Origin of the sequence: Lysobacter silvisoli, from assembly GCF_003382365.1 — a bacterium.
Lineage (GTDB): Bacteria > Pseudomonadota > Gammaproteobacteria > Xanthomonadales > Xanthomonadaceae > Lysobacter > Lysobacter silvisoli.
Genome location: NZ_QTSU01000001.1, coordinates 1,408,329 through 1,426,098 on the forward strand (window position 1 = coordinate 1,408,329; position 17,770 = coordinate 1,426,098).

The 17,770-nt window shown below is 67.9% G+C and carries 12 protein-coding genes and 1 tRNA gene; 4 read left to right on the forward strand and 9 right to left on the reverse strand.

The features are described 5' to 3' along the window. Positions 1 to 208: 208 nt before the first annotated feature. From DX914_RS06175 to DX914_RS06185, 3 genes are all read left to right on the forward strand, one after another. Positions 209 to 1,006 carry an isocitrate lyase/PEP mutase family protein gene (locus DX914_RS06175; RefSeq protein ID WP_115858147.1) on the forward strand — a complete coding sequence of 266 codons (798 nt, stop codon included), beginning with the start codon at positions 209 to 211 and terminating at the stop codon, positions 1,004 to 1,006. 60 nt (positions 1,007 to 1,066) lie between these two features. Further along, positions 1,067 to 2,431 (forward strand): phospholipase D-like domain-containing protein, encoded by a 1,365-nt coding sequence (locus tag DX914_RS06180; RefSeq protein WP_115858148.1) that lies wholly within the window; start codon positions 1,067 to 1,069, stop codon positions 2,429 to 2,431. Positions 2,432 to 2,555: 124 nt separating this feature from the next. Further along, the gene (locus DX914_RS06185; protein WP_115858149.1) at positions 2,556 to 2,810 is read left to right on the forward strand and encodes a hypothetical protein; all 255 of its coding nucleotides are present in this window, start codon (positions 2,556 to 2,558) and stop codon (positions 2,808 to 2,810) included. A 123-nt stretch (positions 2,811 to 2,933) separates the two neighbouring features. Here DX914_RS06185 and DX914_RS06190 read toward each other — a convergent pair whose 3' ends face one another. The 3 genes from DX914_RS06190 to DX914_RS06200 form a co-directional block, all read right to left on the reverse strand. Then, a complete protein-coding gene (locus DX914_RS06190) occupies positions 2,934 to 4,121 on the reverse strand; it encodes a hypothetical protein (protein ID WP_115858150.1) in 1,188 nt (395 codons plus the stop codon). A gap of 110 nt (positions 4,122 to 4,231) precedes the next feature. Beyond that, positions 4,232 to 4,321, reverse strand: a tRNA-Ser gene (locus DX914_RS06195). Between the two features lie 48 nt (positions 4,322 to 4,369). After that, complete coding sequence (locus tag DX914_RS06200; protein WP_115858151.1) at positions 4,370 to 5,377, reverse strand: LysR family transcriptional regulator; 1,008 nt, start codon at positions 5,375 to 5,377, stop codon at positions 4,370 to 4,372. A 121-nt stretch (positions 5,378 to 5,498) separates the two neighbouring features. Between DX914_RS06200 and DX914_RS06205 the strand changes: the two genes are divergently transcribed. Beyond that, positions 5,499 to 6,077, forward strand: coding sequence for an FMN-dependent NADH-azoreductase (locus tag DX914_RS06205; protein WP_115858152.1), 579 nt, complete (start codon positions 5,499 to 5,501; stop codon positions 6,075 to 6,077). A 512-nt stretch (positions 6,078 to 6,589) separates the two neighbouring features. Here the strand turns inward: DX914_RS06205 and DX914_RS06210 are convergent. The 6 genes from DX914_RS06210 to DX914_RS06235 all read right to left on the reverse strand — a co-directional run bounded on the left by DX914_RS06210 (position 6,590) and on the right by DX914_RS06235 (position 17,737). Beyond that, entirely contained in the window at positions 6,590 to 9,781 is a 3,192-nt protein-coding gene (locus DX914_RS06210) for a discoidin domain-containing protein (RefSeq protein ID WP_115858153.1), read from the reverse strand. Between the two features lie 139 nt (positions 9,782 to 9,920). After that, entirely contained in the window at positions 9,921 to 10,742 is an 822-nt protein-coding gene (locus tag DX914_RS06215; protein WP_115858154.1) for a carbohydrate ABC transporter permease, read from the reverse strand. Beyond that, positions 10,742 to 11,620, reverse strand: coding sequence for a carbohydrate ABC transporter permease (locus DX914_RS06220; RefSeq protein WP_115858155.1), 879 nt, complete (start codon positions 11,618 to 11,620; stop codon positions 10,742 to 10,744). The genes DX914_RS06215 and DX914_RS06220 overlap by 1 nt, the downstream gene beginning before the upstream one ends. Then, on the reverse strand, positions 11,617 to 12,948 hold the full coding sequence (locus tag DX914_RS06225; RefSeq protein WP_196778834.1) for a sugar ABC transporter substrate-binding protein: 1,332 nt from the start codon (positions 12,946 to 12,948) through the stop codon (positions 11,617 to 11,619). Before DX914_RS06225 ends, DX914_RS06220 begins: the two co-directional genes overlap by 4 nt. Positions 12,949 to 12,955: 7 nt before the next feature. Continuing rightward, positions 12,956 to 14,590, reverse strand: a complete 1,635-nt coding sequence (locus DX914_RS06230; protein ID WP_115858157.1) for a glucoamylase family protein — start codon at positions 14,588 to 14,590, stop codon at positions 12,956 to 12,958. 120 nt (positions 14,591 to 14,710) lie between these two features. Next, on the reverse strand, positions 14,711 to 17,737 hold the full coding sequence (locus tag DX914_RS06235) for a TonB-dependent receptor (protein WP_115858158.1): 3,027 nt from the start codon (positions 17,735 to 17,737) through the stop codon (positions 14,711 to 14,713). Positions 17,738 to 17,770: the final 33 nt, after the last annotated feature.

A 17,770-nucleotide genomic window follows, 5' to 3' on the forward strand; every position in this document is an offset into this window, starting at 1 on the left:
GCGCCGTGACTCCGCTTCCTGTGCGAGCGGCGTAAGCCGCGATCAGGCACCGAACTCGCACGGTGCTCTCACTGGCGCAATCGCGGCTCACGCCGCTCCCACACAACGCCATCCGCCATCGCCGGCCCACGTCGCCGTCCGAAAACGGCCAGCGGCTTAACGCATCGGCTGCGATCATGGCGCCCTCCCCTACGCACAGGATCGCCGCATGACCGCCCACGCCTTCCGCCAACTGCACCAGCACGGCCTGTTGCGCCTGACCAATGCCTGGGACGCGGGCAGCGCGCGCCTGATGGAAAGCCTGGGTGCGCCGGCCGTGGCCACCACCAGCGCCGGCCTGGCCTGGTCGCAGGGCTATGCCGACGGCGACCGGCTGCCGATCGCGCGCGTGCTCGACGCCGTGGCATCGATCGCCCGCGTCATCCGCGTGCCCTTGAGCGTGGACATGGAAGGCGGCTACTCCGACGATCCCGCCCAAGTCGCGCAGCACGTGCTGCGCGTGGCCGAACTCGGCGCCGTCGGCATCAACCTGGAAGACGGCGGCGGCCAACCCGAGGCGCTGTGCGCCAAGATCGAGGCGGTCAAGCGCGCCTGCGCCAGCGCGGGCTTGGACGTGTTCGTCAACGCCCGCACCGACGTCTACCTGCGCGGCCTGGCGCCGGAGGACGAGCGCGTGGCCATGACCCTGCAACGCGCGCAGCGCTACCGCGAGGCCGGCGCCGACGGCCTGTTCGCGCCGGGCCTAAAAGCGCGCGAGCAAATCGCCGCCGTGGTCGCCGGCACACCGCTGCCGCTGAACCTGCTGGCCCGCGTCGGCCTTCCGCTGGCGGAGGAACTGCAAGCCCTGGGCGTGCGCCGCCTCAGCGCCGGCGCCGATCTGGCCGAAACCATGTTCGGCCGCACCGCGGCGCTGGCTTCGGGCTTTCTCGCCAATGGCGACAGCGCGCCGCTGGCCGCCGAGGCCATGCCCTACGACCGCATCAACGCGCTGTTCGACGAACGCTAAACCGCGTTCGTCGCGGTACAGTGAGGCCAGGCGCGCCCCGCGCAGCGCCGAGGCGCAGGCATGCACCATTGGCTCACCGGCACCTTCGCGCATGTCGCCGCCAGCGCGCTGGCGGTGCTGATCTATGTGCTGACCACGCGCGCCGCGCAGGAGCGGCGCGCGCCGGCCTCGGCCATCGCCTGGGTCGCCGCGTTGGCGCTGCTGCCCTACTTCGCGCTGCCGCTCTACCTGGCCTTCGGCCGCCGCCGCCTCACCCGCGAACGTGCGCGCGCCCGCACCCTGCCCGCGCACCGCCCGCACTGGGCCGCCGAACTGCTGGCCTCGCTGGGCATGCCCGCGGCCGCGCCCGCGCGCACCCGCTTCGACGCCGACGGCGCCGCCGCGCTGGAAGCGGTACTGGCCCTGATCGGCGGCGCGCAGCGCAGCTTGGACGTGTGCACCTTCATCCTGGGCAACGACGCCACCGGCCAACGCGTGCTGCAGGCGCTGGCCGCCGCGCAAGCGCGCGGCGTGCAGGTGCGGCTGATGCTCGACGGCGTGGGCTCGCTGCTCAGCGCCCGCGCGCCGCTGCGCGCGCTGCGCCGCAGCGGCGCCCAGGTCGCGTTCTTCCGCGCCCTGCTCGAACGCCCCGACGGCGCGCCGCGCAACCTGCGCAACCACCGCAAGCTGGCCATCGCCGACGGCGCGCGCCTGTGGAGCGGCGGCCGCAATTTCGCCGACGAATACTTCGTGGACCGCCAGAGCGTGCCGGCCTGGCTGGACCTGTCCTTCACCGTCGAAGGCGCCGCCGCGGCCGACGCCGCCGACCGTTTCGAGCGCGACTGGCGCCGCGCCCGCCATCTGCCGCGCCTGCCGCCGCCGCACCAGCGCCGCACCGATTCGGAAGCCGCCGATGCGGCGCAATTCCTGCCCAGCGGCCCGGAACTGCCCGAGGACACCGCGCAGGCGCTGCTCACCGCCGCCGGCTACCGCGTGCGCCGGCGCCTGCTGGCAGTCACCCCCTATTTCGTGCCCGACGAGGGCCTGCAGATGGCGCTGAAGCTGGCCGCGCTGCGCGGCGTGCAGGTCGACATCGTGTTGCCCGCACGCTCCAACCATCGCCTGGCCGACCTGGCCCGCCGCCGCGCCCTGCGCGACCTGGCCGCGGCCGGCGTGCGCTTCTGGCTGCACCCGCGCATGCTGCACGCCAAGGTCGTGGTGTTCGACGACGACCTGGCCATGTGCGGCTCGATCAACCTGGACCTGCGCAGCCTGTTCCTCAATCACGAGGCCTCGCTGCTGTTCTACGGCCGCGGCGAGATCGGCTGGCTCGACCGCTGGATCCAGGCCCGCATCGGCGAGGCCCAGCCCTACCGCCCGGCGCCGGCGGGCCTGGGCATGGACCTGGTGGAAGGCGCGGTGCGCGCCGTCGCATTCCAACTCTGAGCCGTTCGCCGGGCCCTGGCACAGCCGTTGCCGATCTGCGTCACAAGTTTCATGCTTTTCCCCAGCGCCGCGCGCCGATCCGTGTTTCCATGGGCGCGCACCACGCCACGGGGCCCGCTACGCCATGCCGGACAAGGAACGCCGCCGCAATAACGCCCAGGCCGACGACGCGCAACTGCGCGCCGGCCTGACCCCCGAACAGCTCGCCACTCTGGCCACGTTGGAACACTTCCGCTGGACCCTGCGCTTCGTGCGCCGCCCGCTGTTCCAGATCCCCGTGCCCGTGGTCTTCCACGCCGACGGCCGCTACGCCGTGCTGGAACCGGACGGCTCGGTCAACGACAACCCTGGCTTCGAAATCCGCCGCCCCGAAGAGTGAGCGGCCTTCCCGCTCGCCGCGCCGCTGTCTACCCCTGCGCTCCAGTTTCCCCCTTTGGAAAAGGGGGATTAAGGGGGATTTGCTCTTCGCCCGCCCACGCAAATCCGCCGCAAGCATCACGGCCTATTTCGTAGCCACCGCCGTATCCCGCTCCCAATACGCCAACAACTGCGCGCGCTGCCGCGCCGTCAACTCACCCGCGCACTCGTCGCGCAACTTCAGCGCCTGCGCCTTGTCGCCCAGCGCATGCGACTCGCGCGCGGCCTCCAATAGCGCCCGCTGGCGCACGTTCAAATTGCCGTAGGGATCGAAATACGAATCCACACGCGCCTTGTCCTTCACCCCATTCCAGCTGAATTCCGCCTTGCCCGCGCCAGCGGCAATGGCCTTGTACTGCGCGATCGCCTCCTTGCGCCCAATCCGCTGCTGCAGCAGATCCAAGCGCACCCGCAGCAAGCGCGTTTCCGCCGCATCGCCCTGCGCCTCCAGCGCTTCCACCGCCGCGCGCACGTAATCGAAATCCACCACGCCCGTCGCCGCCTGCGCACCGAGCAGGTTGAAGCGCGCGATCGCCACCTGGTACTCGCGCCGGTCGTGCGCCTTGGCCTCGGCCTCGCTGGGCCGGCCCAGCGACGAAGGCTGCACCAGCGTGATCGCCGGGTCGTCCTTCAGGATCGCCTCGATGTCGTGCTTGTGGAACTCGCCCACCACCACCGCCACCGTGCCGCCCGGATGCGCGCGCGCGGCCGCGGCCACGCGCTTGGCCTGCATGTAGGTGCGATACAGATACAGGCGCCGCGCCAGATCGTCCTTGGTCTTGGCCGCCGGCGTCGCCGCCCAGCGGATCACCCGGTCCAGGTTCTTGGCGTCGTCGGCATGGAACAGATCGCGTCCCAGCGAGGGGCGCTCGAAACTCAGGAACTGCGCATAACCCTTGGCCGGCCGCAGCTCCGGCGGCGCTTCCAGGTCCAGGCCGAAGCCCAGCTTCATGTCCTCGGCCGGCGGCATCCAGTCCATCGCGCACAGCTCGATACCCTCGCGCCGCGCCATCGGCACCACCAGGTCCTGCACCTCGTAGGTGAAATCGTAGTAGTCGCCGCGCGCGAACGCCTCCGGCGAACGTTCGATGCAGATCGCGTCGGGGTCGAGTTTGTCCAGGAACGCGTCCAGCAGCGCCGGACTGTCGTTGCGCGCGACCAGCTGCGCCGCATGATCCACGCCCAGCACCACCACCGTGGTCGGCTTGGCCTCCTGGGCCTGCACCCCGGCGGCCTGCAGCAACGCGAACAGCAACAGCCCCAACTTCCTCATGCCACGCTCCGGACGAATCGACGGGAGGCACGATGCCAGCAGCGCCCGCGACGGGCCCGTGCCGATAGTCTTAGCGACGCAAACGGGCCTTGCGGCATCCGGCGTGGAAGTGGCGGAGAGAGTGGGATTCGAACCCACGGAAGGTTTGACCCTTCGGCGGTTTTCAAGACCGCTGCCTTAAACCACTCGGCCATCTCTCCGGTGCGCTGCGCGCGGCGCCGGGCGGGCCCCGGCGCGGCGCGATTGTCTCACGCGGCGGTCTTGCTGCGCGGCTTGGCGGCGGCGGCCGGCTCGTGCTTGGACAGGCCGTCGGGGCACGGGGCGCCCTTGATTTCGCTGCACTGCAGGCGCGCGGATTCGACCAGCGACGGGGCCTTTTCGGCCAGGAAGTCGATGAACACGCGCACCGCCGGCAGCAGGCCGCGGCGCGAGGCGAACACGGCGTGGAAGATGCCCTGCGGCAGGCGCCAGTTCGGCAGCACCACTTCCAGTTCGCCGCGGCGCACGGCCTCGGCGCAGACGGTTTCCGGCAGCAGGGTGATGCCCACGCCCTGCTCGGCCAGCGCCATCAGCATGGGGAAATCGAAGCCCATCACCCGCGGCTTGAGCTCCACCCGGCGCACTTCGCCGTCGGGGCCGTGCAGTTCCCAGCGCTGGCGCGCGTCGTCCTCGCTGATGCTCAGGGTGACGTGGTCGGACAGCTCGTCGGGGTTCTTGGGCCGGCCCATGCGGGTCAGGTACTTGGGGCTGGCGACCAGCAGTTCCTGGATCTGGCCGAAGCTGCGCATGACCAGGCTGCCGTCGTCGTCGAGCTTGGAACGCACGCGCAATGCCACGTCCACGCCTTCGTTGATGATGTCGACGCGGCGGTTGCTCACGTGCAGCTGCACGCGCACCTGCGGGTATTTGGCCAGGAATTCGGGCAGCAGCTTGGGCAGCTGCTGCTGGGCCAGGCCCACCGGCACGCTGACGCGGATCACGCCGCGCGGTTCGGCGCTGAGGCGATCCACCACTTCGCGCGCGGCCTGGGCTTCAGCGAGCATGGATTGGGCGTGGCGGTAGACGCTGTTGCCCACGTCGGTCACCGCGAAGCGGCGGGTGGAACGCTGCAGCAGGCGCACGCCCAGGTCGGTTTCCAACTGGCTGATGCGGCGGCTCAATCGCGACTTCGGGATGCCCAGCGCGCGCTCGGCGGCGGCGAACCCGGCGTGGTCTACGACCATCGCGAAGTAGTAGAGGTCGTTGAGGTCGTGCATGGCGGATAGTTCCGAATTCAGAACAGTAAGTGATAGTAAACCAGCTTTATCCTATTTTTGCAACAACTACTCTTTCCCTCGACCGCGGCGCCGCCGCAAACGAACACCGAGAGGGACAGCCATGAAACTCCTGCACATCGATTCCAGCGCCCTGGGCGCCAATTCCGTGACCCGTGAGCTTAGCGCGGCCGTGGTGGCGCGCTGGCTGGACGCGGTGCCGGGGCTGCAGGTCGAGTACCGCGACCTGGACGCCGAGCCCATCGCCCATCTTACCGGCCGCTCGCTGGCCAAGGCGGACCCGGCCGAGGCGGCCGACGCCGAGCGCAGCCTGCAACAGTTCCTGGACGCGGACGTGATCGTGATCGGCTCGCCCATGTACAACTTCGGCATCAGCTCCACGCTCAAGGCCTGGATCGACCGGGTGGCGGTGGCCGGCAAGACGTTCCGCTACACCGAGAACGGCCCCGAGGGCCTGGCTGGCGGCAAGCAGGTGATCGTGGCCAGCGGCCGCGGCGGGTTCCATACCGATGCGCCCACCGATTTCCAGGAGCCTTACCTGCGTCAGGTGCTGGGTTTCCTGGGCATCACCCAGGTCGAGTTCGTGCGCGCCGAAGGCGTGGCCTATTCGCCGCAGCACCGCACCGACGCGCTGGCTGCGGCGCATGCCTCGATCAAGGCGCCGCTGCGTCTGGCGGCCTGAGTCCCCCTGGCCGGCGCTCTCTCCCCCATCCCTCGCCGGCTTTTGCGCCGGGCCCTGTTGGGTCCGGCGCTTTTGTTTTGAGGCTGCGCCATCGCGGCTTACGCCGCTCCCACAGAAAGCGGCAGCTCGGCTTTGGGGTAGGAGCGGCGTGAGCCGCGACCGGCGCAGGTGGCCGGAGTTGCGCGGTCGCGACTTACGTCGCTCCTACCCCAAAGCCGGGTGCGACGATGGCGAGTGCCTGCGGGCAACCAAGGCCTCAGGCCGAACATGGCGGTCGCAGCTGGCGCAGCTCCTACGCTCGCAAAACGAAACGAAGGCCTCGGCCGATCGCGGCTTACGCCGCTCCCACAGAAAGCGGCAGCGCGGCTTTGGGGTAGGAGCGGTGTGAGCCGCGACCGGCGCAGGTGGCCGGAGTTGCGTGGTCGCGACTTACGTCGCTCCTACCCCAGAGCCTAGAGCGACGGCATTCTGTGGGAGCGGCGTGAGCCGCGATGGGTTCCGCAGGACGAGGATCAGCGCGGCAGTTCGACGACCACCTGGGCCGGCACGCGGTCGATGCGCAGTTCGCCGTTGCGCCACTGCGCGGGCTGGCCGTCGATGCGCGTCGCGCCGGGCGCCTGCGGATACGGCCAGCTCAGCACCACGCCGCCTTCGGGCACGCGCAGACCGGCCTCCAGCGTCAAGTTCACGCGGCCGCCATCGCGGCGCAGCGCGTAACCCAACGGCCCATACGGCGTGCGCAGGCCCTGCACCGATACGCCCTCCCCGTCCAACCAGTCGCCCGGCAGGCCGGCGCCGATCACCAACGCCTCGTCCAGATCGCGGGTATAGGCGAACAGGTCCAGCGCCGAGCGCACGTAGTCCGACTCCACCCAGGCGTGCGGCAGGTCGCCGACGAAGAACGGCTTGCGCGGCGTGCGCGAGACCACTTCGGCCCATTGGTTCCAGGCGCGCGGCTGCTGGTCCTTGAAGAAAAAATCCAGTGCCTCATGCGCGCGCTCGCGCCAGCCCAGGCGCACGAAGCTGCCGATGGTGCGCAGTTCGTAGGGCGTGTAGTCCTTCCATTCGCGGCGGCCGTCGCGGCGGTCGACGAACTCGCGCCAGTAGCGCTCGAAGGTGTTGCGCAGCAGCGTTTCCGGCAGGCGCCCCTGTTCGCCGCCCGGTGCCAGGGCGATGGTGGTCGAGGTGGCGTCGAAGTCGCCCAGCTCGGCCGCGCCGGGGATGAAGTCGATGCCGCGGTCGCGCGTGGCCGCGGCGATCGAAGCATAGAGATCGTCGCGGAACTGGTCGCGCGAGGCCGCAAAGCGCCGCGCGTCCTCGTCCTTGCCCAGCCATTGCGCGATCTCCACCGCGTCCTTATAGCCGCGCAGCGCCCAGAAGTTGTCCCAGTACGAGTGCATCGGCTTGGCCGAATAGCCTTCGTGGCTGATCGAGGCCGGCATCATCCCGTAGAAGGCCGCGTTGCGGGCGCGGTTCTCGGCGGTGCGCTCGCTCAGGCGCAGCTCGTCCATGTACTTCACCGCGCCGGCCACGTGCGGCCACATCGCCTCCAGCAGCGCGCGGTCGCGGCGGTAGCGGTAGACCTCGGCCACGGTGAAGATCAGCTCGCCGTGGCTGTCGTTCTCCGGCACCGGGTCGCTGCCGCGGTCGTCCACGCAGCACGGCACCTTGCCGTTGTCGAACTGATAAGGCGCGTACCAGCGCAGGAATTCCTCGGCCACGTCCTCGCGACCCATGCGCAGCAGGCCCTCGCCGATCATGGCGCCGTCGCGGATCCAGGCGCGCGAATACGAGCGCGTGCCCGGCTGCAGGCGCGGGCCCACGCGGCTGATCAACATGTGCGCCAGGCCGGTGCGCAGGGTATCGACCACGTGCTGGCCCTGGCGCGGCACGCGGATGCGCACGCGGTCGAGCTTGTCGCGCCATTGCTGGGCGACCAGTTGCTGGGTGGCCTGCAGTTCCTCCACGCCGGCGAAGGCGCCGCTGTCGGCGCCGGACAGCGCGCCGCTCCAGCCGAACTCACGGCTTTCGCCCGGTGCCAGGTCCAGTACATAGAACAAGGCGCCGGAGGCCAGACCGGTGCGGTCGTTCTGGAACTCGGTCGCGGTGCTGCCGCCCAGGCGCCTGAGGATTTCACCCTGCGGCGTGCAATCGCGGCAAGGCTCGCTCCAGGGCATGCGCGCCAAGCGCTCGGCGATCTCGCCGCCGTCGAAGCTGCCTACGGCTGCGGCATCGGCGGCGGTCGCCTGGATGCGGCGCGCAGCCTGCGCGCCTGCGGCGCCTTCGGCGCTGAAGCCGTGCGCGTCCGCGCGCAGGCTGCGGATCGCCGCGACCCCGCCCACGGTGTTGAGGAACTGGGTGGGCGGATTGACCTGGAACGGCCGCGCCGCCAACACGAACACATAGCGCCGTGCGGTCTTGCTGGTATTGCTGAGCCGATAGCGCCCATACAGGCGCGAGCGCTCGCGCGTGCCCTGGGCGAAGGCGGTCACGTCCAGCGCGAAATCCGGATGCGCCCAATGCACCGACGGGATCGGCAGGTAGCCGTCCTGCAGCGATTGCTTGAGCTGCACGTCGGCCCAGGTGACCAGCTTGCCGTCGCTGACCACGAAGGGCTCGATGCTGAAGCCGCCCTTGCCCATTTCAATCGCACCGTCTTCGCCGATCAGGCCCTGATCCTGGCCGCCGTCCACGCCGACCACGGTCCAGTACGGCTGCTCGCCGGTGAAACCGCGCGGGTAGCGGCCGCGCGGCGCGTCCTTGGCGATGGCCGCGACGAAGTCGTTGTCGGTGGCGGCGAAGGAAAGCGGCTGCACCTCAACCTCGGCCAGGCCGAAGCCCAGCCCCAGGCCGTTCATCGGCAGCAATCGCAGGTAACGCGCCTCCGATTCGGGCAGCGCCAGGTAGTCGCTGCCACCGTCGCCGCCGAGCACGGTGCGCGCCTCGCGCCACTCGCGGCCGTCGTCGGACAGCTGCAAGCGATAGTCGGACGCGTACTCCTGCGCCGACCAGCGCAGCACCACGCCGCCGAACTCGCGCACCCGGCCCAGGTCCAGGGTCAACGCCGGATCGGGATCGGTGGCGAAACCAGCATGCCAGGCGGTAGCCGGATTGCCGTCCACCGCGTATTCGGCGCGGCTGCCTTGCGCGCTAGTGGTGGCGGTGACGCGGCCGGTCAGCGGCGCGCGGTCGTCCACTGGCAGCGCACGGAACGCGAGCTGGTCGAAGCAGACCGAGCCCTTGCCGCCGCTGCTGTTGTAGATGGTGAATTCGAGTTTGGCGCTGCGGCGCAGCGTCGGATCCGGCGCTGGGCCCCAAGCGCGGCTGATGTGGCGCTTCTTGTAGACCACCGGCGTCCACTGCGACGGGAACGCGTATTTGGGCCGGTTCACCCACCACACGTTGTCGCCGCTGTCGTCGACCAATTTGAACTGCAGGTCGTTGACCGGCGAGTCGCCGCGCAGTTGGAAGGAATAGGCGTAGTTGTCCGGGTATTCCATCGGCAGCGCGCGCTGCAGGCCGGCGTAGCCGGAGACGCCGTTGAAGTCGTAGTCCAGGCAGACGGCCTTGCCTTGCGCGCCGTCGGCCAGGCGCAGGCTGGCGCTGACTTGGTTGGAGGCGACTACGGTCCAGGGGGTGGTGGATTCGAAGTCGTCGAGGGTGCGAGGTTGGGCAGTGGCTTGTGCGCTGAGTAGGAGCGTCAAGCAAAAGCAAATCCCCCCTAGCCCCCCTTTTTCAAAGGGGGGGATGGGGTGCGCGGTGGCTTTGAGCCTCCCCCTTTGGAAAAGGGGGATTGAGGGGGATTCGCTGATCAACCATGCCGATAACCGCACCCTCACCTCCTCATCCCTTGACGCTGCCCATCAGCAGGCCCTGCAGGTAGTAGCGCTGCAGGACCAGAAATAGCAGCAGCACCGGCAGCACGGTGACCACCGAGCCGGCCATCATCAGTTCGTTGTCCTGCACGTGCTCGCGCGATAGCGAGGCCAGCGCCACCGGCAGGGTCTGCAGGCCGCTGTCGCTGAGCACGATCAGCGGCCACATGAAATCGTTCCATGCGCCCAGGAAGCTGAAGATGGCCAGAGTCACCAGGATGGGCTTGAGCGCCGGCAGCACGATCTGGAAGAAGATGCGGAACTCGCCGGCGCCGTCGATGCGCGCCGCCTCCAACAGTTCGTCCGGGATCGAGCGCGCGTACTGCCGCACCAGGAAGATGCCGAAGATGCCGGCCATGCCCGGCACGATCGCGCCGGCATAGGTGTTGATCAGCCCCAGCTGCTTGAGCATCAGGAACAGCGGCATCATCGTCACCTGCGCCGGAATCACCAGCGCCGCCAGCAGGCCGCGGAACACCCGCTCGCGGCCGGCGAAGCGCAGCTTGGCGAAGGCGTAACCGGCCATGGTGTTGAGCAGCAATGCGATCAGCGTGGTCAGCGCGGCGATCATGAAGCTGTTGAACAGGTAGCGGCCCATGCCCACGCGTGCGAACAGCTCGTGGTAGTTGTGCAGGGTCGGCGCCGAGGGCAGCAGCGGCGGCGGGAAGCTGGCGGCCTCGCCGGGTTGCATCAGCGACACCGACAGCATCCACAGCAGCGGCGCCAGGCTCAAGCCGGCCAGACCCAGCAGCAGGCCGTTGACGATGGCGCGGGCCAGACGCGGCTCCATCACTCCACCCCTTTGCGGCGCGCGTACCAAAGCAAACCGCTGGTGGCCGCGGTCATCAGCGCGAACAGCAGGAAGGCCACCGCCGAGGCGTTGCCCAGGTTCCACCACTTGAAGCCTTCTTCGTACATCAGGTACAGCACGCTGACCGTGCTCTGCAGCGGGCCGCCCTGGGTGATCACGTAGGGTTCGGCGAACAACTGGAAATAGCCGGCCAGGGTCAGGATGCCCACCATCAGCAACACCGGGCCCAGCATCGGCAGGGTCACGTGGCGGAACTGGCGCCAGGGCGAAGCGCCGTCGATGCGCGCGGCTTCATACAGGTCCTCCGGTATCGCCTGCAGACCGGCGAGGAAGATGATCATGTTGTAGCCGAAGTTCTTCCACACCGCGAACAGGATGATGGTCGGCATGGCCCAGGTCGGATCGCCCAGCCAATCGATCGGATCGATGCCCAGGCCCGACAGCGCCCAATTCACCAGGCCGTAGCGGGTGTGGAACAGATAGCGCCAGATCACCGCCACCGCCACCACCGTGGTCACCACCGGCGCGAAATAGGCGGTACGGAAAAACGGCTTGAAAGTGCCCAATTTGGAATGCAGCAGCAAGGCCGCGCCCAGCGACACCGTCACCGACAAGGGCACGCCCACCGCCACGAAGTACAGGGTGTTGCCCAGCGCGCGCCAGAACAGCGGGTTCTGCAGCAGGTTGAGGTAGTTGTCGAAGCCGACGAAGCGCAGGTTGTCGGGGTTGGCCAGCGCGTAGATATCGAAGTCGGTCAGGCTCAGCGCGAACGCCGCCAGCACCGGCAAGCCGAAGAACACGCCGATCACCGTCAGCGCGGGCGCGGCGAACACCCAACCGGCGGTGGAGGCCTTCATCGCCCGCTCCCGGCCGCGGCTTCGGCGCGGTGATCCAGCATCCAGCGGCGCTTTTCCAGGATGCGGTCGGCACGGCGGTCCAGTTCGGCGGCGGCCTCGTCCACGCTCAGGCGGCGGTTGGCCAGCAGTTCGCCCACCAGCTTGATCTCCATGGCGATGCGCTCCCACTCCGGCACCTTGGGCGTGGGCTTGGCGCGTTCGAGCTGGTCGCGGAACGCGGCCGCGTACGGGTCGCGGGTCAGCGCTGGCGCGTTCCAGGCGCTGCGCCGTGGCGGCAGGTTGCCGGTGAGGCCGTGGAAGCGGATCTGTACGTCGGTGCGCGAGAGATATTCGACCAGCTTCCAGGCCGCGTCCTGCTTCTGCGAACTGCGGAACACCACGAAGCTGGCGCCGCCGGCCACCGAGGCGCCGGGGCCGTGCTCGCCGGGCAGCGGCATGGTCGTCCAATCGTCCTGCACGTCCGCCGGCAGGCGCTTGCGGAATTCGGCGATGTTCCAGGGGCCGTTGACGTAGTAGCTGAAATAGCCGCGGCCGAACTCGTTCCAGACGTTGGCGACCTGGGTGTTGGTCAGCGTCGGCGCCCAGCGCTGGTCGAAGGCTTCACGGTAAAACGTGAGCGCGCGCTTGAAGCCCGGGCTGCGGAAATTGCCGTAACGGCCGCCGTCGCGCAGCAGCGGTTCGGGCGCCTGGATGCCCAGGTTCAGCAGCGGCTCGGGCTCGTTCAAGGGCAGCAGGATCGCATAACGCTCCGGCCCCACTTCGCGCTTGATCGCGGCCATGGCGCGCTGCCATTCGGCCCAGGTCTTGGGCGGCTGCTTGATGCCGGCACGTTGGGCGATGTCGCGGCGGTAGAAAGGCAGCCGCGTTTCCACGTACCAGGGCACCGCGTACAGATGGCCCTCGACCATGCCGGTGTCCCAGGCGCCGTCGAAGTAGTCCGCGCGCGCCATGCTAGGCGTGGCCCCTACCCTCGCCTCCAGCGGCGCCAGCGCGTCCAGCAGCGCGAACTCGGGCACCCAGGTGTTGCCGATCGCGCACACGTCGGGCAGCGAGTCGCCGGCGAAGGCGGTGAGCAACTTTTCGTGCGCCGAGATGATCGGCATCTGCTGTACCTGCACGCGCAGGCCGGGGTTCTGGCGTTCGAATTCGGGAATCAGCTGGGCGACGATTTCGCCTTCGTAGCCCATCGCCCAGAAACGGATCACCTGGCGCTCGTCCTGCTTGGCGCAGGCGGCCAGCAACAGGCACAGCAGCCCCAGCACCATCGCACCGGCCCAACGCAGACGCGCGGGCCGTGCGGGCGATGCCGTGGCGGATGCGCGGCTCATCCGCGCCTCACTTGGCCTGCGGCGGCGGCGTCTGCGAACTGTCGCCGCGGCCCACGCGCGACTCCGCCTCGCCCAGCGCACGCGCGGTGGCGGCGTCCTTTTCGGCCTGGGTCTGCGGCTTGGGCGTGGCCGGCGCGGCCGCCTCCTTGCCCGCCTCCGGCTTGGCCGGTTCCAGCCAGCCGCCCTTGAACCCCGCCCGCTCCAGGCCGCTGCGGATGTAGGGATTGCGCTTCATCACGTTCCAGACGAAGTCGTTGCGGTAGTTGGAGATCATCGCCAGGATCGGGCCCTGGTCGATGCCGATGTAGTCGCTGGCCACCCAGCCCTGGTTCGGCACCAGGCGGCCGGTCTTGAGCGGAATGTCGTACTGGAAGCTGGGATTGAACGAATCCAGGAAGCCGTAGCTGGAATACAGGAACTCGCCGTAGCGCTCGTGCAGTTCCACCGTGGTGGGGATCACGATCTCCGGCGCGAACGGCAGCGAGGCGATCGCCGCGGTGGGCGCGATGGTGCCGTCGTCGAAGTTCTCGCGCAGGCCGGCGCCGCGCGCCGAGTAGTGGCGGAACTGGCGCTGTTCGCCGCGGTAGTCCTGCAGGGTCTGCTGCGGGCCGTCGCTGGCGGTCAGGCCCCACACCTCCGGGCCGTAGTCCTCCCACTTCATCGGGTTGGCGATGGCGTAGGCGCGCTGGGCGTAAGCGGCGCGGCGGCTGTTCTCGAAATAATCGATGCCGCGCTCGCGCATGTACTCGTCCTGGATGCCGCGGAAGTCGATCCAGACGTGGCTGTACTGGTGACCGAACAGCGGACCGAAGGCCAGGAACTCCTCGCCCTGGTACACGCCCCAGGTATCGTTGTAGGTGCGCGTCCACACCGTCCACGCGTCCGGGCTCACCGGATGCGTGGGCGAGCCCAGCGCCAGCACGTACAGCAGCATGGCCTCGTTGTAGCCGGTCCAGTCGTGTTTGATGAAGCCGCTTTCCGGGAACCAGCCCATCGACACCAGCGGCGCGTTCTTCTGCAGCCAGTTCCAGTCCACGCGCTTGTACAGCGTATCGGCGATCTCGCGGATCTCCTTTTCGCGCGCGTCGTCGCGGTCGTAATAGGACTGCGCGAACAGCACGCCCATCATCAGCAGCGCGGTGTCCACGCTCGACAGCTCCACCCAGCTGTTGTAGCGGGCGCCCGTCTGCATATCCAGAAAGTGGTAGTAGAAACCGTTGTAGGCACCCTTGCCGGTGCGCTGCGGGCCGCTGGGCAGGTCGCGGAAGAACTTCAGCGTCAGCAGGGTGCGGTCCACCGCCTGATTGCGGCTGACCCAGCCGTTCTCGATGCCGATGGGGTACGCGGTCAGGGCGAAGCCCACCGAGGCGATGCTGGCGAACGGCCGCGACGGATAGCGGTCCGGCGTGAGCCCGTTCTGCTCGTTGGTGGTGTCCCAGAAAAACTGGAAGGTGCGCCGCTCGATATCGCGGAACAGCGGCGGCAACTCCATCTTGGTCGCCTTCAGCGGCTCCACCTCCACCGTCCCCGACGCCGGCACCGGAAAGGTCTGGGTCTCCTGCTTGCAGCCCACGAACAGCGTCAGCGACGCCGTCAACAGAGCGGTGGCCAGGACACGCGGAGCGGAAGCGGTAGACGACATGAAACGGGGGGCCTGTGTAGGTGGGGCGGACGAAGCACGGCCGCGAATGGGGGTGGGTGTTGCGGGTGGTGCTAGGCCAGGCCTGCCGCCCCGGTGGGTGGGGCGGCAGGCGGTGGCGGGTTACCAGCTGAAGCCCAGCGACAGCTTGAAGGTACGGGTATAACCGGTGATGTCGTCGTTGTGGTTGCCGAAGTTGGGGTTTTCCACGCCGTTCACACCACGGAACGTCTCGAAGCCGCTCCAGTTGCGGTGATTGGTCACGTTGAGGATATCGCCGCGCACGCGCACCTTCAGGTCGGTGCCCGTGTCCCATTCCTTCTGCACCGCGATGTCCCACTGGAAGAACTTGGCGTCGTCGAAGTACTCGGCCTTGAAGGTGCCGTTGGCGCAGCCGTCCTGGCCCGGCAGCGTCGCCGCCATACAGTTCAGCGAGTCCTTCGCCACCGGGCTGGTCACCACCACCTTGGTCGAGAAGGTCATGCCCCAATTCGAGTAGATGCCGGTGCCGACGAAGCGGTGCTTGGCGATGCCGATCGACGGCACCCAGGGGTGATCGTCCAGGTTCGGATAATCGAACACGTAGTGCTCGTCGGAATTTGCCGCGTTGATGCGGTTCTCTTCGGCGTCGGTGTACGTGTAGGCCAGGGTGACGCCCCAGGGCGACTCTGCCGTGAACGGCTTTTCCGCCGACAGCAGCAACTGGTTCATGCGCGTCTCGACGCCGTTATCGGCCTTGATCAGCGAACCGAAGCCGGGAATCGGCTGGCCGAACGGCGCGCCGCCGAAGGTGCGGCCCGGACCGTAGAACGTGCCGTCCGGATAGCGGTTACCCAGGGAGAAGATGATGCCGTCATGGCTGCGGATATGGACCACCGACACCGAGGTGTTCCAGTCGTTGCCGAACATGGGGAACGTGTTGCGCATGCCCAGGCTGAACTGATCCGAGTACGGCACCTTGATGTCGTTGTTGATCAGGTTGACCTCCGAACCCAGGTTCGGGTTGGCGGCCACCAGCGCGTACAACTCCTGCGGATTTAGGTACTTCGGGTCCCAAGCAAAACAGGTGGTGTTGTTCACCGCGCATGGGTTGCCCGGCGTGTTGAACAACAGCGTGTACGACGGGTAGGTGCTCTTGGAGCGCTCAAGCGCGATGTAATCGAATAGGTTGCGGTCGTAGGCGCGGCCCGCGCCGCCGAAGATCACATGACGCTGATCGGCGAACAGATCATAGGAGAAGCCCAGACGCGGCTGCCAGGCGTTCTTGAACGCCTTGCGGTTGCTGCCGTTGCTGATGTAGTCCTCGATGTCGTAGTCCACGTTGGCGTTGTGGATGTTCGACCAGGAACGCAGCGCCGAGGCCAGGTTGGCCGGGGTCACGTAGTTCTCGTAGCTGGGTGTGGTCTCGTAGTCGTAACGCAGGCCCAGGTTCAGCGTGAGCTTTTCGTTGACCTCCCAGTCGTCCTGGAAGTAGATGCCGTACTGCTTGTTGTCCGAACTGATGTTGCGGTCGCCCACGCCCGGCAGCGGCGCGCCGAAGCGCACCTGATAAGGCTGGAAGGCCGCCAGCGAGGTGCGGCCGGCGTCGACGTTGGCGGGCAGATTGATCGAGTACTGCGGGTTATACGGCTGCTGCTCGAAGGAATTGATCTCGATGGACTTGTACTTGAAGCCCATCTTCATTGTGTGGCCTTCAATACCAGTGAAGGTCAGGTCGTCCTGAAAGCCCCAGCCCTTCTGGCCCTTCTCCTGGTAATCCTGGCCACCGCCGACGTTCAGCACGGCGCCGCGGTTGCGGTTCTGGACCAGGAAGCCGGGGCCGATGGAGATGGCGCGCGGGCTGAACCTGTCGTCCTCATAGGTGATGTGGGCATCGTTCAACCAGTTGATGCCGCTCCACTGGTAGCGCAGGTCGTAGCGCGTGCTCTCGTTGTCGTTGGTCTTGCCGTAGCCCTCGGTATCGCGACCGCCGATGTTCTTGATCTCGCTTTCGTCGCGCTTCTTGGCCGAAAGCTCGAACAGATGAGCGTCGCCCGGCTGCCAGGTCAACTTGCCGAACCACAGGTCCTCATCGAACGGGGCGGATGTGGGGCCGGTCAGCGCCGCCAGATCCGGTGTCAGCGTGTAACCCGTTTCGAGCGAGCCTGCGCTGATGGTCTGCGGAATCTGGAACTCCTTCTTCTCATAGGTCGTGAAGAAGAACAGACGGTCCTGAATGATGGGACCACCGAAGGCCGCGCCGTATTGCGTCTCGCCCGAAGGCGCCTTGCGACCCGAACGCTCTTCGGCCGGCGTCGGCGCACGCCAGCTGGGCGTGTTGTAGCGGTCCCAGAAGAAGTCGCCGTGGAACTCGTTGGTACCCGACTTGGTCACGGCGGTGATGGCCGCGCTGCTGATCTGGTCGTACTCGGCCTTGTAGTTGGACGTGATGACCTTGTACTCGCCGATCGCCAGCTGCGGGAACGGATTGCCGCGACTGGCATCCTGGCCGGAGATGCCGCCTTTGAGCACGTAGTTCTTCTGTCCGACGCCATCGATGAACACGTTGATGCCGTTGGCGGCTTGTGCGCCGCTGCGAAGCTGGGTCGTGCCGTCGTTCTTGGTATCGAAAATAATGCCCGGCACGATGTCCGCGAACGCCAGGAAGTTGCGCGAGGTCTGCGGCAGCGCCTCGATCTGCTGCTGGCTGATGTAGGTCGCCACTTCCGAGGTCTTGGTCTCGAACACCGGCGCCGCGGTAACGGTCACCGTATCGATCTCCGTCGCATCCGGCGCCGGTGCCGCGGTCTCGGCCACGCCGCCCGCGGACAGGTTCAAGGTCGCCGTCTGACCGACCATCAAGGTCACGGTCTTGGAACTGGTCTGCCCGCCCGCGCTGACGTCGATGCGGTAGGTACCCGGTGGCAGGCCGGCCACGGAATAGCTGCCGCTGGCGGTGGACTGCACCGACCGTGTCAGGCCGGTCGCTGTATTGGTCGCGGTGATCTTGGCATCCGTAGCCGGCGCCGAATCAACAGTGACCTGACCACGCACAGTGGCCGCGGTGGATTGCGCAAAGGCCGCGGGGGCGGCCATCGCCAGGCAGCTGGCCAGGGCGCAGGCCAACAGTCTGCGCGTGGGCCGGCGGGTGGAACGAATGTACGGCTTCATATGCTTTCCCTCTCTCCAAAGAAGCATTCGAGC

What these genes read in the sequence shown, in the direction of transcription:
- DX914_RS06185 (WP_115858149.1), top strand. Translation starts at nt 2,556, where the DNA reads ATGCCGGACAAGGAACGCCGCCGCAATAACGCCCAGGCCGACGACGCG.
- DX914_RS06230 (WP_115858157.1), bottom strand. Translation starts at nt 14,590, where the DNA reads ATGTCGTCTACCGCTTCCGCTCCGCGTGTCCTGGCCACCGCTCTGTTG.
- DX914_RS06180 (WP_115858148.1), top strand. Translation starts at nt 1,067, where the DNA reads ATGCACCATTGGCTCACCGGCACCTTCGCGCATGTCGCCGCCAGCGCG.
- DX914_RS06190 (WP_115858150.1), bottom strand. Translation starts at nt 4,121, where the DNA reads ATGAGGAAGTTGGGGCTGTTGCTGTTCGCGTTGCTGCAGGCCGCCGGG.
- DX914_RS06175 (WP_115858147.1), top strand. Translation starts at nt 209, where the DNA reads ATGACCGCCCACGCCTTCCGCCAACTGCACCAGCACGGCCTGTTGCGC.
- DX914_RS06205 (WP_115858152.1), top strand. Translation starts at nt 5,499, where the DNA reads ATGAAACTCCTGCACATCGATTCCAGCGCCCTGGGCGCCAATTCCGTG.
- DX914_RS06220 (WP_115858155.1), bottom strand. Translation starts at nt 11,620, where the DNA reads ATGAAGGCCTCCACCGCCGGTTGGGTGTTCGCCGCGCCCGCGCTGACG.
- DX914_RS06215 (WP_115858154.1), bottom strand. Translation starts at nt 10,742, where the DNA reads ATGGAGCCGCGTCTGGCCCGCGCCATCGTCAACGGCCTGCTGCTGGGT.
- DX914_RS06200 (WP_115858151.1), bottom strand. Translation starts at nt 5,377, where the DNA reads ATGCACGACCTCAACGACCTCTACTACTTCGCGATGGTCGTAGACCAC.
- DX914_RS06235 (WP_115858158.1), bottom strand. Translation starts at nt 17,737, where the DNA reads ATGAAGCCGTACATTCGTTCCACCCGCCGGCCCACGCGCAGACTGTTG.
- DX914_RS06225 (WP_196778834.1), bottom strand. Translation starts at nt 12,948, where the DNA reads ATGAGCCGCGCATCCGCCACGGCATCGCCCGCACGGCCCGCGCGTCTG.